We start from the raw sequence: 16961 nt of genomic DNA, 5'->3' as shown, positions 1-16961 counted from the left end.
AATCAATACCCAGGTATTTTGCCAATACGATTGCCGTATCCTGTGCCGCCATACCCACTCAGATTAGGCGCCTTGGTTATCCCACCGGTACCTACGCCTACCTCGAAGGCGGTGTCACCACCAATTCCGTGGTTCACGCCCCCGCAGACACCGAATGCGCACACACCGCCTCCAACAGATGCGCCCGCCAAAAAATCGTCGGTGTTGCTTCCTTTCTGTCCCGTAGGCAATCCCGGGTTGGACGCGACCATACCGCCAACAATTGACGCCCCTGGCACGACAGGCACCGAACCAGAACCCGACAAGTAAACGTTGCCGTTATGAAGATTGACAGTTAATGCGCCGCCGACCCCGAGTCCGCCACCTTGTACCGTCAAATAATCAACTGACCCGGGGCGCTGAGCCTCCATTGCGGCCTGCATTGCCTTGTTGTCAGCAGTTGAATCAGTTACAGGATATTGGAACAATCCCCCCGAGCTCTGCCGCACCATGCCACCATAGCCCGCAAGGGCGACAGACGTGCCGTTGTAGTTCTGCAACTGAGCCTGTTCGGTGGTGTAGCCTGCACCTTCCGCCTCCAGCGCTGAATACTTGGCGTAGTCCGTCGTACCCGGCGCAAATTCCGCCGCACAGTGAACCAAAGCGCATCCAGCCGCTTCCAGACGGTGATCTTTATCGGCGTCCCCGTTAGCCAGATTTTTGATTGCCTGGTTTTCGTCGGGGTGAAGTTGTCTGTTGAAGCGGTCAACGTTATAGCCTTCGAACGCGCCTGCATTGCCGCCCACCGCTGCACCCGCGCCCGTAGCGACCACGTTCGCCACAATGTTGCCCAGCGCGGTGTTCATATCCGAGCTGCCAGTCGGGTTCGACCCAGCGATAGCGCCACTCAGATCATTGAGCTTGCCCGCAGCAATCGACGCGATCCCAGCGCCCGCTGCACCGCCAAGCGCGTTTCCGCCCGCAAGACCGGTCACAAGGGCCGCGCCTGCTGCCTGCATTTCCGCGCGTGCCGTGCCACCTTCCTTCCACGCGTCCATACCAGCCTGATCGCCGTTCGCCTGCGCCTCGTCGTACTTCGACTTTGCGAAGTCACCAATGCGCCGCGACACCGCTTCACCCGCAGCGCTGGCCGCCGCCATCATGTCCGCTTGACGGTCGAGCAGATTGTTCACGTCCGGCAATTTGGCGACTGTGCCGTTCGTATTCGACGTGTCGCGGTTCAGACTTGCGATGTCTTGCGTCTGATGTGCTGCGTCGGTGACACTGATCGTGCCCGCACTGATGCCGCTGCGCGTGGTTGCGCTATCGCTGCCACTATCGTCTTGACTCAACATCGGCGAGCCGCCGCCTGCATTCTTGCCCGAGGCATTGCCATGGGTGCTGTAGTTAGCGCCGCCATCGCCGGTCGTTACGCCCGCACTGAAACCACCCGAGTGTGCATCGTAGCTCGACTGATTCTGGATATCGCTGAAGGTTAGCGTCCCCGTGGACAGATTGTTCTTCGATGCATCGGCATCACTTGCGATCACTGCGCCGCGCAAGCCCGTGTTCCCCTTGACGCTGATATTGAAGCCGTCGCTGCCCGCACGAATGCCCGCCTGTTCTTCAACGCCCGCATAGCTGCCGTTCGCATTCGCGTTTGTGTGGCTGAAACTCGCGCTTCCACCGCCCTGACTGATGGCGAATCCGCCGCCTGTGCTTTCCTGATGCGCGGCAGTTGTCATGGTGTCCTGCACGCTCGCGATGTTCAGATTGCCGCCGATGTCGGCGTTCACCTGTTTGCCGCTCACGTTCGCGCCGATGATGTTGGTGTCGCCCCCCGAGATGATCGTCGCTGAGTTCGCCGCCGTCACATGCGTGTTGTTCTGCATGGCGGCATCGTTATTGCCGTTGCCCTGCGCTTTGGACCCCGACGCATCGACACCAAAGCCCTGCGTGCCATACGAGATACCCACGCTCGCGCTGCTCGACTGATTCATGCTGCGCGTCGAATCCGTATCGGTCGTGTTCACGAGATTGACCTGGTTCTTCGCCGCCAGAATCACGTTGTTTGCATTCACGTCCGAACCCGCGATGGTCACGTTGCCGCTTCCCGGTGTACCGTTTCCGGTCGCCACGAATGCGGCCGTTGCGCCTGCGCTAATGTTCGAACCCCGGCTCGTTACCGAATCCTCGATGAACGTGTCCTTGCTGTGGCTGCTGCCATAGCTGAGTTCGATTTTGCCTTCCGGCTTCTTGCCGCTGGCAATGTCGGCGAGTGCGGGGCCTGCCGCACCATACGCATCAATCGCACCGCTCGCCACTGCCATGCCGTGCAGTGCCGCTGCGCGATCATCCTGGCTGCGATTCACACCACGCGCCTGGTCAACCGTGTTCGAGAGCGCGTCAAGCACCGGAGCCTTGAGCGCAAGGGTAAATCCACTCTTGCTGACTTCATGCGTCTCGTCCTGATGGGCAGTACCAGTAGCCGCGTCGACGGTCACGTTCGAACCCGTGCCCGTGACGTTCTGCGCGGCGATGATGTCGCTACCGGTGACGTGCAAGCCTGCACCTGCCGACAGGTTCACGCTGCCGTTGGTGCTGCCGATAAGACTGCCGTTCTGCAGCACCGAACTGTCGTGCGTCGTGTCCTTCTGATCAACCTTGCCGTACGAGATACCGATACCGCCCGAAGTGCCGAAGCCTGACTTCTTCTCCTCGTGGAATGTGCTGCTGTCGCTCGTGTCCTGCGTCGTGTTGATCGTCAGGTTGTTCCCCGCCGCGAGCGTCACATCATGCGTTGCCGCGACTGTCGAACCGCTGATCGCCATGTCGTGACCGGCTGCACCCGTGATCGTATCGCCCGATACCGTCGAGCCGTTCGCGATCACTTGATGCGAACTGGCCGCGTCGTTCACCGTTTCTTTCGACAGGAAACCGGTGTGTTCGTTATGTGACCAGCTCCGTGCATCGTGCGTTTCGCTCACGCTGCCAATCGTGACATCACCCGTTGAAACGAGCTTCACACCGCCGCCGCCCGCATCCGTCGCGACCGTCGAGCCGAGCACAGCAAGATTGCCGCCGCCATTCTGTCCGGCTGCAAGCGTCACGTTGCCTCCGGCACTGACGTTCGAACCCTGTATGGCTTCGTCATAACTCGAACTAATGTGCTGCGCCTGCTTGCCACCCATCGACTGTTCGTTATGGGTCTGCGTATCCTTCGCCGCCGTGACCGACAGGTTGCCGCCCGCGATAATCGTCGCGTCACCGTTCGCTCTCACCGTCGCATCGGTGAGCGTTGTATCGCGTCCCGACACCGTGGCAAGACTGCCGCCCGCCACGATGGCGCTGCCCAGGTTCTGCGTCGCTTCGTCGTGACTGCCGTTCAGGGCGTCGCGCGTATGCACGTCTCTTGTGGCGATGAGCGTCGTCGTACCGAGATTCAGATCGCGTCCGGTTGCGATGGCTGCATCGCCCCCGCTCTGGATCAGCGCACCATTTAAATTCACGTCACGGCCCGCGATGACGGCGGCGTTCCCCGTTGCAGAGATCGTGCCGATGGCATCGATGCCCGTTCCCGTCACTCGTGCGTCAAGCGAATCAGAGCGGAAGTCTTTCGACACCCCATAGGTCTGCGTCTCGTTGATGACATCCCGTCCAGCCTGCACGACGACATCACCGCCGCCGATGCGACCGCTCGTGTTGCGTACATCCTGGACCGCAACCACTGCCGTCATGCCGCTGCTGCCGATCACACCGCTATTGACGACGCTATTACCGATGATCGTCGTCGCAAGATTGCTTGACACGTGGCCGCTGTTGGTCACGTCGCCGCTTGCGTTCAAATTGACCGCGTTGCCCGCGACCAGCGCGCCGCTGTGCGTCAGATCGACCGTGCTGGACTGCGCCAGGTACAACTGGGGCGCGAGCACCGTCTGGTGCGAGCCGTCCGGTAGCGTCGCGTCCTGCGACACGAGCCACACCATGTCGGTTGTCAGTTGCTGCATCTGCGCGGGCGTGAGCGCCAAACCCGGCTGTAGCCCAAACTCCTTCGCATACGCGACACCGCTATTCATCAGCGCTGTGTATTCATCCAGATTGCTTGCGTAGCCCGTGAGAAACGTGCGACCGGTCAGTTGGGTGATCTGGTTACGGATCAGGGTTTGCTCATAGAGTCCATCGCCCAGGCGCTTCTCGGTCTTCGACGGGTCGAGGCCCAACTGACCCAACATGTAGTCGCTGCTGATGAAGTTCGAATACTGCGTGAAGCGCGGATCGGTGACGACGAGGTACGTTGCATCGGGCGCGGTGTTGTAGGTGTACAGGCCGCTCACCGGCAGCTTCAGATTCGCAATGCCGCCGCTTGCGCCACCAACCGTCTGTGGATTGCTGCGCTGACCACTCACGCTGCCAGTCTGCGTGCCACTCACGCTAGCACTGCTACTTTGGCCGCTGATCCCGCCGAGCTGCGTGCCATCGGCGCTGCCACCCGTCACGCCCGAGCCGTTCACGGTCTGCCCCTGGCGGTTCACCGAGTTGATGCTGATGGTCTGCGCGTCGGTCTGCACCGTCTGGTTCGACGTGGCAATCGCGGGCAGGGCATCGACAGTCGTGGTTGTCTGCGAGATGCCGTCCGACACGTTGGTCTTGTAATCGTTGTCGCCACCGGTCTTTTGATGCCAGTACCAATCGGACATGGCGGTTTCGATGCTCGTTTGCTGCAATACCGTGCCCGTGTCATCCACGCTGCCGCCTATTGCGCGACGCACTAGATCACCGCCTGCGGCCATCGTCGACGAGCCGTTGTTGATGCTGCCGTGGTCCGCGTTGATGCGAATTGCGCACTGTGCCTGGATCGTTGCAGCGTTGCCCGCGCTCACGAGCTGGTCAGTCGTGGTCGTCGTCTGCGTCGTGTGCTGCATTTCCACGTAATCGTGGTTGTCATTGCCGAGGGCATCATTCACCCTGACCTGATCGGGCCGGATGTTCTTGTTCGGGTCGAAGTCCGGCCAGAAAGTGACCGAGTAGGTGCCGTTGCCGTTGTCCGTGAGGCTCTGGTAATACTGCACCGGATTGTTCGTGATAGTGCGCGTCTGCACCTCTTCCGCAAGGGCTGTGAACCGGTAATCGTCGGTGAGGGGCGTCGTGAGCGAGAACGTCTGCGCGTACGTGTCGAGGTTTGTCACCTGCGAGGCGGGAACCTGAACAGTGATCGGCATCATCAAGTGTCCGATCACGCCAGTGCCAATTGCACCATCGCTCCAGCGCCATCCGGAATAAAGCAGACTGTAGTAGTACCCCATGCTGCCAGCGGACAGGCCTGCGGTCCACAGGGTCAGTGTGGTCGAGCCTGCATTCTGCGGCGTTCCCGCCTCGGTAACGACACCGGTACGCACGTTGTTGAGCGTGCGCGCGGCAATATCGATGTCGCCTTCCGCCTCAATGCTCGCCGCCCTGTTCGTGAGCGTACCGGTCTGGTTCGCGAGCATGCCGGAGGCATCGCGCGTGCCGTCCTTGGCGATCTCCAGATTGCCCAGGCTGTAGATCAACGCGCCATCGGCGTTCGTGACGGTATCCGACGTATAGAGGTGGACGCTGTTCGCGCCTGCGATCACCGCAGCAGCCCCGGTGTTCGCCATGTCGGCGGCGTTGAGCGTCACATCGTTGCCGATAATCGCGCCAGTGTTGGCAAGCGTCGCACTGTTTGTTGTGACGGTATCGCCTTCGATTCGGCCAGTGTTGGTGATCGTATTCGTTGCGTTGATAGTCGTGGACGACGAATTGATATTGCCATCCGCCATGTTCACCACGTTCGCGCCGGATGCCATCAGCGCCCCGTTCGCGGACAGCGTACCGGTATTGGTGAGCGTGCCGGTGGCGCTCACGCGCATGTCGCCGTCTGCGTGCAGGTTGTTGGCCGCGTCGTTGGTATAGTCGCCTGTCACGTCGAGCGCCAGATCGCGGCCCGCGATCATGTCGCCATCGCCCGATACAGCCCCACTCACCGCAATATCCCGGTTCGCGCGGATCGCGCCGCCCGTATTTGACATCGATGCGACATTCACCGACACGTCCAGGCCGCCGAGCATCGCGCCGCCGTCGTTGATGACGGCAGCATTCACCTGGTTCAGGTTCAGCGCCGTACCGCCGAAGAGCGTGCCGCCCGCGTTGTTTAGCCATTGCGTGACGTTCAGGTTCGCTGCTCCTCCCGCGACGAGGTTCGCGCCCGCGTCATTCTCAAGCGTCTGCGCGTTCACCGTCACGTCGCCATTGCCGCCGAGCGTGCCACTTGTGTTCATCACATCGGACGCGCTGATCGTGGTCGCGCCGTCGCCCGCGTTAGTCAGCTTTGCGCCTGAATTATCGATGCTCGTCGCCGTCACGTTGGTCGTGCCGTGCGCACCGTTGGCGCTGATCGTGCCTTGGGCATTCGTGATCGTGCCGCCCGCGTTGACGCTCAGATCGCCCGAGCTCTGCGTCGAGCCGCGCGTGTTGTCGATGTCACCTTGCGTCGATAGCGCAAGACCGTTGCCGCCATAAAGCGAACCGTCGCGATTGACGATGCCCGAGACCGCATTCACTTGCGCTGCCTGCATGGCCAGAAGTGTGCCAGACGTGTTGTCGAGGCTTGCGGCCTTCACCGCAAGCGTGCCGTTCGTCTGAGCGCTGCCCCCAACGTTCGACATTACGTCAACCGCGTTCAGAGAAAGCGCGCCCGTGCCTGCATGCTGGATCGTGCCGTGGTCGTTAGTGATCGATTGCGCGGACACGCTCAAGTTGTTTGCGTTGGTCGCGAACGTGCCGCTTGTATTGTCGAGCGCGCCGCCTACTTGAATCGTCTGGTCGGTGGTGCCGTACTGCGTGAGCGCGCCGTCGCGGTTGACGAGGTCGCCCGAGATCGAGAGGGCAAGCGCATCGCCGTCGATGGCGCCGTTGGTGTTGTCGATTGAACCCGCCGAGACGGTCGTCCCCGCACCAGAAAGCGTGCCGCTTTGGTTGTTCAGCGCACCATTCGACGACGCGTTGAGCCCGCCACCCGCTGTGATGCTGCCCGCATGATTGTCGATGCTTTGCGCATGAACTGTCGCATCTTTCGCCGCGCTGATCTGCCACTGGTTCACGAGTGTGCCCGCATCGAGGTCCAGCGCCCCGTTCGTACCGATGGTGCCGCCCGTGCCATTGACGAGCGCGCCTTGCGTCGTGACACGCATCCCGTCGCCATTGAGCGATACGATGCGGCCTCCGGTGTTGTCGAGCGATGAGCCACTAAGCGTCACGCGATGTGCTGCCTGCGCCGTGCCCCACTGGTTGTCCACCGCGCCTTCGGACTGGATGGCGAGCGCGCCGTTGCTCAGCACATTGCCCGATACGTTCGACACGGCGCCCGCCGTCTTCAAGGAAAGCGCGCCCGTGCCTGCATGCTGGATCGTGCCGTGATCGTTGGTGATGCTTTGAGCGTTGAGCATCAGGTTCGACGCGTTGGATGCGATGGTGCCTTCGGTGTTATCGAGCGCGCCACCTGCTTGAATCGTCTGATTGGCAGTGCCGTATTGCGTGAGCTTGCCGCCGCGATTGACGAGGTCGCCGGAAGCCAAGAGCGCAAGCGAGTCGCCGTCAATGTCGCCATTGGTGTTATCAATCGATGAACCCGATACGGTCGTCGCTGTACCTGAGAGCGTGCCGCTCCGGTTGTTCAATGCGCCGGTCGAGGTGACATTGAGGACGTTGCCTGCGACGATGCTGCCCGCGCGGTTATCGATGGCCTGCGCGCGCACCGTTGCATTCGTCGCAGCGCTTAACTGCCCCTGGTTCGAGAGTGTGCTCGCGCTGAGATCCAGCACGCCGTTCGTGCCGATGGATCCGCCGTTGCCGTTGACAAGCGCGCTCGTGGTCGTGAGCGTTATCCCGTCGCCATTGAGCGACACAATGCGGCCCCCGGTATTGTCGAGTGAACCGGCGTTGACAGCCAGCGCGCCCGCCGACTGCATCGTGCCGCCCTGATTTGACAAGTCACTTGCAGCCGAGACGTTGAGCGTGCTCCCTGAGACGAGCTGGCCGTTGCGGTTCGACACGTTCGCCGCCGCCACCTGAAGTGATTCGCCCGACAGGTTGCCGCCGTCATTGACAAGCGTGCCTGCGGTGTTCGCGATGAGCGCGCCGCCCGCTGTCGTGGTTGCACCCGACAAGTTCAGATCGCCGCCGTTCGCACTCAGTGCCAGCATGCCGTTCGCCGACGTGTTGCTACCCGCCAGATTGATCGACGCGCCGGCGATGTTCGTGTTGCCGCCGCCTTCGTTTTTCCCAGTTGCCGTGAGCGCGCCGCTCGCAAGCACCGACAGGTCGCCCGCATTGGCAATCGTACCGTCGCTATTCACGCCCGCGCCAAGCGTGCCCGTCGATGCCACGCTGCCAGCATTGACGCTCGTGTTCTGCTGCGCGGCAAGCACACCGCCGTTCGTCAGCGCGCCCAATGTGTTCGCCGTGACATTCTGTTGCGCGTAGGCCGTCCCGCTGTTATCGATCCCGTCACGCACGGACAGGACAAGGTTGCCGCTCGCGTTTGTCTGTCCCGCGAGTATCAGCTTGCCCTGCGTGGTCAGTGTCAGGTCACCCGACTGCGCGGCCAGTACACCGTTGGTGGACACGCCGACGCCGTTTTCTGTACCGACGAGCACGATACGGTTCGCATACATACCGCCAAGCTGGCTTACGTCGATGGAAACGCCCGGCGCCGGACCATCGCCTGCGATGGGCGTTGCATTGAGCGTGTCATGGTCGATGCTGTTCGCACCGGTCACGACATTCAGGTTCTTTGCGTAGATCGCCGCGTTCGCCTGCACCGCACGCGCGATGAGATCCACCTGATCGATATCCGCTGCGTTCAGTCCCGCGCCCTGGACGCTGATGGTGCCGCGCGTCACGTTAAAGCCCGAGAGCGAGCCATCGGGCGCGAAGTTCGGCGTGCCGGTCGTCAGGACCGCGCGCGACGTGTTGATGAAGCCGCCACCATTCACGGAAATCCCGCTCCCGTTGGCGATCACCACCTCGGCCCGTTGCCCTGCAACTTCAACGCGGCCATTGATCTGGCTCGCGGCGTTGCTGTTCACCTGGTTGACAATGACACGCGCGGACTGACCGGGGCCGAAGTTCGGATTGCCGTTAATCATGCCGGCCTGCTGCGTCTGCACGATGGTCGGCGAGTTGTTCAGAATGGCGCCGTTCTTCTGTACATCGAACCGGCCATACGTATTCATCGAGACACCGGCGCCCGATGGCCGGTTGATGTTGACCTGCGGCAGACCGTTTTGCGTGGCGATGACGCCCGGCGCGTGTGCACCACCGGCAACGATCTGCGCGCCTGACCACGAGGGCAGCAGACCGAGCAATGCAAGGGTCGCGAATGCGATTTGCCGCAGCGTAAAAATCACACTCAGTGATTTTTTGCTGCGTACCGAACTCTGTGCTGCGTCCTTACCCGTCGCCGCGGCGGTTTCCTCGACGGCAACAAGCATGTTTCTCAGTCGACTAAATACCAGCCGATAGTTATTCTTGTTCATCTGGTCTCGTTTGTATTGCTAATCTTTAACGACCAGCAAAATAACGCCAGATGAACTACACCGGTTAAACCTAACTATCGGCTTGAGCCGAAAACAACGGATCTGATGAAATCGGATTTTTCTTATGGGAAATTTCCAAGGATGAGGTGGATTTAACGGGCGAAAAAAAACCGCAAGGAGCGGTAAAGAACCAAACGTCACGACGGCGCGTTAGCCATATACCTCTCATACTGCCGCCCGTTCAAGTCCACGCAGGAAGCCGTCGCCGCGGATGATCTTGCCTACTGGATCACCATTGACGAAGTCGCTCCTTCGAGAGCCGTTTGACCGCCGCCATGGTGATCGCGCCGTCGTTATCTTCGATGCACATCATGTCGCTGCTGGCCTGAACGCGCAGGCAGGCGCAGGCCAGCTCGCCCGCTGCGCCATATTTCGGCAGGCTGCGCCAGCGCCGACTGGCAGCGCGCCTTCAGGATCTGGACACGCCGCATTCCACCGCTCCCGCCAGCGCGAGAATCATCTCGTCCTGACCATGAAATCCACCGATGCTCAACCCCACCGGCACATCCCCCTCTCTGTGGCAAGGCACTGAAACCGCGCAGCCATCGAGAAAATTCACCACGCTTGGATTGCGCAGCACGAGCGCGTTGGCTGCGGCGAACGCGGCGTCATCGGCTTCAAGCGCGGCAATCGCTGGCGGCGCGACAGGAACGGTCGGCATGACGAACGCATCGAACCCGGCGAAGAACTGCCGAGCCGCCGCGATGGTCCTGCGCCGCGCCGCGAGCAGATCGAGGTAATCCGCCGCCGATGCCGCCTCGCCTCGCCTGATCCGTGCCAGCACGCGCCGGTCGTACGCATCGGCCTGAGATCCCAACCGCGAGCGATGAGCAGCAAACGCTTCTATCGGCGAGAAGCCAAACGTGTTGATCGCAGGCAGCGAATCGAGCGGTGCGAAACGGACTTCTGTGAGCAGAGCGCCGGCTTGAGCAAGCTTGTCCAACGCCGCTTCATAGGTCCGCGCGACTTCCGGCTCGATACCGTCCATCACATAGTTGCGTAACACCGCGAACCGCGCGCCCGCAAGCGGCCGTCTTGCGTCGAACGATGCACCCGAGAGCACACCATCCATCAACGCGCAGCACGCGACGCTTGGCGCAATGGCGCCGACGACATCGAGCGTAGGCGACAGCGGCACCACGCCCTCAGTCGGCACACGTCCCGCGCTCGGTTTAAAACCTGTGAGCCCACAGAACGCGGCAGGAATCCGCAGCGATCCGCCTGTGTCGCTGCCAAGGCCCGCTGCCGCCATGCCGTCAGCCACCGAGACAGCCGCCCCCGACGATGACCCTCCCGCCACATGTCGTTCGCTACGGCGCCACGGCGACGCGGGCGTGCCGTAGTGCGGATTGAGACCCAGCCCTGAGAATGCGAACTCGCTCATGTTCGTGCGCCCAATCAGCACCGCGCCGGCCCGCCTCAGCCGGGCGATCGCGGGCGCGTCGGCGCGAGCAGGCGCAGCATCGGCGAGGACGCGGGAACCGGCGCGGGTCGGCTGGCCTTGTACATCGAAGAGATCCTTTATCGATACCGGCACACCCGCGAGCGGTGAAAGGCGCGTGCCGGCGCGGCGCAGTGTATCGAGGGCATCAGCTTGGCGACGGGCGCCGTCGGCATCGACGAAACAGAACGCGGCGCAGCCATTTCCGCCATCGGCAGCGATTCGCGCCAACGCGGTTTCGGTCAGTTCGCGAGAGGTCGTAGTGCCTGCGTCAAGCATGGCGGCGAGGTCGGCGAGCAGAGTCTTGGGAGCGAAAAGCGTCATGGAAAATAACCAGTAAAAGTCAGGCGACAACCGGCAGCGAAGCCACCGAATACCGATGTTTCAAAGTGCGTCCGAGGACCGGATCGTGGAGCTCAAGTTCGAAGACATCGCCCGAGGACATCGCCGCAATCGCGCCGTGCACAGAAAGCGTACCGCCGAACATCGCGCTCTTCGCGGGCAGTGCTGGTCCACCCGCGAACCTGCGCCATAAATCAGCCGGTTCAAGCAGTCCGTTCACCGCACCCGATTGATAAAGACGACGCTCACCGTCGGCACCGCTCAACCACGAGCGCATGGTCAACTGATCCCAATGCGCGGCGACATCGGCATAAAGCCATGCATCGCGGCCCAGCGGTTTCGCGCAAACCTGCTTCGATACCGCCACGCCATAAGCCTCTACTTCGCGGTCCGTATGATCGGAGCCAATAGCGACCAGCGTGCCAAGCGGACTATCGAGCAGCACGCATTCGACTTCGCCGCCCGAGTGCGCACCGAGTACATCAATGGTCTCGTCCTGCGTGAGCAGGCCGGCAGCCAAGCGATAGAAACATGGCGTAGTCGATGGCGGTGCTACACCAAGCGCCGCGAGTTCATCGATATGCGCCTGGATTGCGGCGTGATCGCGCCCTGCCCAGCCCGCGATCACGAGGTCATCTATGCTGGCCGTGGTCGACACAGCCGCTGCGTCGAGGGGAAATACATTGAAGGAAAGCGTAGTCATTGGGGAGCTTAGTAGGTGAGTGCGGCACGGCAACGCGCCGCGAATACAGGTAGCGCATTAGTTTTCCAGCGGCCGGCGCGCGGTCTCACGCGCGACGATCAACGAAATACCGGTGACAATCACCGCAACCGCCACGTACACCGACACCGCCAGCGAGCTGTTGTAGTGCTTGTAGAGGCTCACGATGATGAGCGGCGCGAAGCCGCCGCCGAGAATGCCGGCGAGCGTATAAGCGAGCGACGATCCCGCATAACGCACGCGCGTGGGAAACTGCTCGGTCACGAACGCGGCTTGCGGCCCGTACATCACTGCATGGATCACGAGTCCCACCACGACGGCGAGCACGATCTGCCACGGTTGCGCGCTATCGACAAGCACGAAGAAAACGAACGCCCACACAAGCGCGGCAAACGCGCCCGCAAGATAGACCGGCCGACGCCCGAACCGGTCCGATAGCGCGCCGAAGAACGGCACGCTCAACGCATTGCATGCGGTACCGACCAGCACGGCGGTCAGCGCCGTCGTGCGTGAGAGATGCAGAACGGTCGTGACATAGGTCAGCGTGAACACGACCAGCAACGCGTACAGCACGTCCGATCCGATCCGTGAACCGCCCGCGATCAACAGACGCCGCCAGTGCTGAGTGAGTACTTCAACGACCGGTACCTTCGCCGTTGCATGGGCGTGGCTCAGTTGTTCGAACTGCGGCGTTTCATCGACGCCGCGCCGCACCCACAGGCCAAAAACCACCAGCAGCATGCTGGCGATAAACGGCAAACGCCAGCCCCAGGCGAGGAAGTCGTCGGGGGAGACCGCGAGCGTGATGAGCGCGATGAGACCCGTGCCAAGCAGCGTGCCGAACGATGGCCCGACCTGTGTCCACGACGCGCTCAGGCCTCGCTTGTCTTGATCGCCGTGTTCAATCGATAACAACACGGCCCCGGCCCACTCGCCCCCGAGGGCGATGCCCTGTACAAAGCGCAACGCGACGAGCAGGATCGGGCTATAGATGCCGATGGCAGCGTACGTCGGCAGGAAACCCATCAGCGCCGTGGTAATACCCATCAGCACGAGCGTGAGCATCAGGACGGCACGACGGCCGATGCGGTCCCCCAGATTGCCGAAGATCACGCCACCAAGCGGCCGCGAGATATACCCGACCGCATACGTCGAGAACGCGAGAATGGTGCCCGCGAGCGGATCCACGGAAGGGAAAAACAGGTGATTGAAAACCAGTGCGGCGAGCGTGTTGTAGATCGTGAAGTCGTACCACTCTAGCGACGTGCCGACCATGCTCGCCGTCGCCAGACGGCCGCGTCCGACGTGCGGCGAACCGAGACCGGATTGCTGGGCAAGTGTGTTCATCGAGAACCTCGGATGATGAAAGCGGGATAAGCGTGACGACGGGGGATCAGGCCGAAATGCGCCAGAGCATCTGGAACGTACGGACTTCGGCGCCGTCCGCGAGTGTTTCGGCAAGCGTACGGGTGGCCTCGGCGTCGCTGCCTTCGATCAACACGAGCGCATCGGCAGCGGGCAATGCCGATCCCTTCGACGCCGTCAGCGACACCGACAGCGCAGGCGCCGTGCAAAAAAGCCGTGCGGCATGTATGCCGGGTTGACACGTGCCTGCTTCGAAGCGCGGCTTCAACAACGCTGCCTCAACGCGGTCCTGCGGCAGCACGAACAACGCGAGAAATGCGCCTTCGCCATCACCCTGTTCAAGCGTCAGTTCGCCGACGCGTCGCTGCGTGTTGGTCATCCGAGCAAAGTTGCCGAGCGACCACGGCGTTTGCTGAGTGAACGCGCGCTGATACGCGTCGCTGCGAAAGACATCGAGCGACTCGGTCACATAGAGAGCGAGGTAGCGGCGCGGGCCGCCGTCGGTGGCTTTGAAGCGGCGTGCGTAGCGAAAGCCGGGAATCGCAACGCGCTCCTGCATGTGCTCACGGTCGTACCACGCGTTGAAATCGGCTTCCTGTACCGGATCGGGGTCGGTATCCGTCCAGATGCAAAGCTGGCCCTGCGGTTGTGATGCGCTCATCGATTGTTCCCTGGCGAAAGTGGATTCGTAATGGGAACAGTGTCGCGAGCAGCGGGTACTTCGGTCCAACAAGAAAACAAATACGGCGCGAACAAGTTTCCTTATGACTTGCTTTCCGGCGGCTTGCTTTCCGACGACTTGCCTTCGGACGACTTGCGGGCCTTGACCGCCGGCAACGACGTCGGCGCCCCACTCGTCTTGCGGGCGCCGCGTTTCGGCGATGCAACTCGCTTGGCCTGGGTCTTCGCCGCAGGAGCCTGTTCGGCGTGGAGCGCTGTTTCGAACTCGCTCGCGGCTTGCCGTGCCAGATCAGCGATGCGCGCGGCGAGCGGGTGACTCTGCGCCCGGCACGTCGCCACCAGCGGCAGCGAGGGAAACTCGGCGCTCACGTCGAGGACTTCAAGTGTCCCTTCGCGCAACTCGCGCTGGATAATCGCGGGCGGCAGTGCAGCCACGCCGAAACCGTCTGCAACCAGCCGGATCATTGCCGCCACCGACGTGATGCAGTTGATCCGCGCGGGCCGCTCGACCGCCAGTGCGAACAGTTGCTCAATCGTCGCGTGCGGGCCGGAATGCCGCGAAAAGCTGACGATAGGAAAGTCCGCAAGGTGTGCGAGATCGAGAGTCCGGCCCGAGAGCCCGAGTTTGGGACTGGCCACCCAGCGCACGGGAAATTCACACAGCGGCAGATTCGTGAAGTCGGGGCCGGCAATAGCATCGGTCTGCAGGATCAACTCAATCTCACCGCCGCGCAGCAGGTTCGCCAGGTGAATCGTGGTGTCGCTGGTGACTTCTATTTCGAGCCGTGGATAACGCTCGCGCACGAGCGCCATCAGCGCCGGGAACCAGCTATGCACGATCGATTCGATCACGCCGATGCGGATCAGGCCTGCATCGGCGTCTGCGTCGTCGAGTTCCCGACGCATTTCCTCGCCAAGGCGCACGATGCGCTGCGCATACGCCAGCATCTTGCGGCCGGCCGGCGTGAGGGTCGCAGAGCGCGAATTGCGGTCGAACAGGCGGACGTCGAAGCTCTCTTCAAGCGACGCGATCCGGCTTGAGACCGCCGCTTGCGTGGTGTGCAGTTTCTCGGCCGTGAGGCGGAAATTCTGGAGTTTGGCGAGCCAGACGAAGGTTTCGAGGAAGCGGATGTTCACGGCAAAGTCGCAAGTCAGGACGAATGGGCATGGTAACGCGCCATAACGGCCGGGCAGACCGGGTTAGCTATGGTTGCTTCTAGGCTTGGAAAGGATCGAATGTGGGCAAAGGATCGGGACGTATGTATCTGTGTGTTCGTGGATATATTCGCTGTATAAAAAATTGAAACACCGAAACGAATTTCGATATTAATTCTATTAAATTACTGATCTCTTGATGCTTTGCCAAATGACAATGCTTGATATAACCTCCTACCCTGTTAAACCCACGATTTAATTAAAGAGAAGACCGTTGGATTTGACCGCGTAGCCTTCACAGATAGAATTTGTCGATCATCCGACGCTTGTCATGTCCAGTGCGATCCGGTCCTGGCTGAGCGAAGTGTTAAGCACGTTTATCGTTGCCAATCGTGTTGCCAATCGTCTCCATTTGCAATGTGTTATTGAATACTCCGAACAAGATCATTTCAAATAACAGCAGTTGGTAAAACTCATTTACTCAATCTATTCACCTGCGCGCGGGACACTTTCCAAATAAAAACGCTGACCGTCATTACCACCGATAAAGCGCACCTGTACTGAACACCCAGCGAATCACCCAGGTTGTATTCACCCGGATACGACCGATCTGCAAGCGGAGTAGACCTCATGGCCCAATGCATCAGACTGATCCTCGTTCACGTGCTCTTGCTGTTTGCGACCTCCTGCTCGACCTCGCAAATACCTCCGTCAAACGCGGTCGATCCCGATCTGGAGGCAAAGGCGCGCGCAGCGCTACAGCAGTTGTACATCACCACGCCCGATGCAAAGTTGCTCCAGTCCAGAGCGAAGGCGGTGCTCGTATTTCCGGAGATACTCAAGGCGGGTTTGATCGTCGGGGCCGAGGAAGGAAACGGCGTGATGTTTGGCGCGGATGGGAAAGTGATGGGCTACTACAACGCAACGTCCGTTTCGTACGGCCTGCAGGCCGGCGCGCAATCGTTTCAGGAAGCCATGTTCCTCACGACTGATTCCGCCATCAAGTATCTGCAAACCAGCGGCGGCTGGTCGATTGGCGCGGGACCAAGCGTTGTTGTCGTGGATTCCGGCACGGCACGGTCGCTGACATCGACCACGCTGCAATCGGACGTCTATGCGTTTATTTATGGTCAGCAAGGGTTGATGGCCGGAGTAGGCATTCAGGGCCAGAAAATTTCAAAGCTTAGCCCGTGAGGGGTTGGTTGCGCAGAGGATCTGCGTGTGGATCTTACGGTTCACTCGACGCGCGCTTGGCGTGTACGCGTGTTGTTACGGCTCGCCTGGGGTGGGGATGGATGATGAAGTCCAACGTTTTAGCCTTCGCGATGCGTTGTTTGTCACGACTCATACCGGCACCGCCTCGGCGACCACACCCTAACGAAACTTTTCGGGAAGTGCATTCGGAGTTAGCACGTCTACCGGCACGCCAAGCAACTGTGCCAGTTGGCGACGGATCGAGCCGATATTCAACAGCGTCATCCCCGGATCCGGGTCAACCAAGATATCCAGATCACTGCCTTCTGTATCTGCCCCGCGCAAAACGGAACCAAATACGCGCGCATTGACGGAGCGGTTTGCCTCGACAATCTGGCGGATTTCCGCGCGGTGCGCATCGAGTGCAATAGACGGCTTCATCGAATGAATTTCTAGGCTGTTCAAG

General features: G+C 61.1%; 8 protein-coding genes. 1 reads left to right on the top strand and 7 read right to left on the bottom strand.

Annotation, left to right across the window (positions count from 1 at the left end; translation table 11 throughout):
* Positions 1-2 precede the first annotated feature (2 nt).
* The 6 genes from BSU04_RS18835 to BSU04_RS18810 all read right to left on the bottom strand — a co-directional run bounded on the left by BSU04_RS18835 (position 3) and on the right by BSU04_RS18810 (position 15283).
* Complete coding sequence (locus BSU04_RS18835) at positions 3-9536, bottom strand: hemagglutinin repeat-containing protein (protein WP_089162047.1); 9534 nt, start codon at positions 9534-9536, stop codon at positions 3-5.
* A 469-nt stretch (positions 9537-10005) separates the two neighbouring features.
* Positions 10006-11361 carry an amidase gene (locus BSU04_RS18830; RefSeq protein WP_089162084.1) on the bottom strand — a complete coding sequence of 452 codons (1356 nt, stop codon included), beginning with the start codon at positions 11359-11361 and terminating at the stop codon, positions 10006-10008.
* Between the two features lie 19 nt (positions 11362-11380).
* Positions 11381-12082 (bottom strand): DUF2848 domain-containing protein, encoded by a 702-nt coding sequence (locus tag BSU04_RS18825; RefSeq protein ID WP_089162046.1) that lies wholly within the window; start codon positions 12080-12082, stop codon positions 11381-11383.
* Between the two features lie 57 nt (positions 12083-12139).
* The gene (locus BSU04_RS18820) at positions 12140-13447 is read right to left on the bottom strand and encodes an MFS transporter (protein WP_089162045.1); all 1308 of its coding nucleotides are present in this window, start codon (positions 13445-13447) and stop codon (positions 12140-12142) included.
* Between the two features lie 46 nt (positions 13448-13493).
* Positions 13494-14126, bottom strand: a complete 633-nt coding sequence (locus BSU04_RS18815; protein ID WP_089162044.1) for a DUF4286 family protein — start codon at positions 14124-14126, stop codon at positions 13494-13496.
* A gap of 101 nt (positions 14127-14227) precedes the next feature.
* Positions 14228-15283 carry a LysR family transcriptional regulator gene (locus BSU04_RS18810; protein WP_089162043.1) on the bottom strand — a complete coding sequence of 352 codons (1056 nt, stop codon included), beginning with the start codon at positions 15281-15283 and terminating at the stop codon, positions 14228-14230.
* Positions 15284-15931: 648 nt separating this feature from the next.
* On the opposite strand from BSU04_RS18810, the gene BSU04_RS18805 reads away from it, so the two are divergent.
* Complete coding sequence (locus tag BSU04_RS18805; protein WP_089162042.1) at positions 15932-16495, top strand: YSC84-related protein; 564 nt, start codon at positions 15932-15934, stop codon at positions 16493-16495.
* Between the two features lie 180 nt (positions 16496-16675).
* Here the strand turns inward: BSU04_RS18805 and BSU04_RS18800 are convergent, their stop codons facing one another.
* Positions 16676-16936 (bottom strand): nucleotidyltransferase family protein, encoded by a 261-nt coding sequence (locus BSU04_RS18800; protein WP_089162083.1) that lies wholly within the window; start codon positions 16934-16936, stop codon positions 16676-16678.
* Positions 16937-16961: the final 25 nt, after the last annotated feature.

This window comes from Caballeronia sordidicola, assembly GCF_002220365.1.
Taxonomy (GTDB): Bacteria; Pseudomonadota; Gammaproteobacteria; order Burkholderiales; family Burkholderiaceae; genus Caballeronia; species Caballeronia sordidicola_C.
This window is presented reverse-complemented; position numbering and strand designations above follow the sequence as displayed.

Excerpts from the sequence above, each read along its gene's own strand:
- BSU04_RS18800 (WP_089162083.1), bottom strand. The coding sequence starts at position 16,936 with ATGAAGCCGTCTATTGCACTCGATGCGCACCGCGCGGAAATCCGCCAG.
- BSU04_RS18820 (WP_089162045.1), bottom strand. The coding sequence starts at position 13,447 with ATGAACACACTTGCCCAGCAATCCGGTCTCGGTTCGCCGCACGTCGGA.
- BSU04_RS18805 (WP_089162042.1), top strand. The coding sequence starts at position 15,932 with ATGGCCCAATGCATCAGACTGATCCTCGTTCACGTGCTCTTGCTGTTT.
- BSU04_RS18830 (WP_089162084.1), bottom strand. The coding sequence starts at position 11,361 with ATGACGCTTTTCGCTCCCAAGACTCTGCTCGCCGACCTCGCCGCCATG.
- BSU04_RS18835 (WP_089162047.1), bottom strand. The coding sequence starts at position 9,536 with ATGAACAAGAATAACTATCGGCTGGTATTTAGTCGACTGAGAAACATG.
- BSU04_RS18825 (WP_089162046.1), bottom strand. The coding sequence starts at position 12,082 with ATGACTACGCTTTCCTTCAATGTATTTCCCCTCGACGCAGCGGCTGTG.
- BSU04_RS18815 (WP_089162044.1), bottom strand. The coding sequence starts at position 14,126 with ATGAGCGCATCACAACCGCAGGGCCAGCTTTGCATCTGGACGGATACC.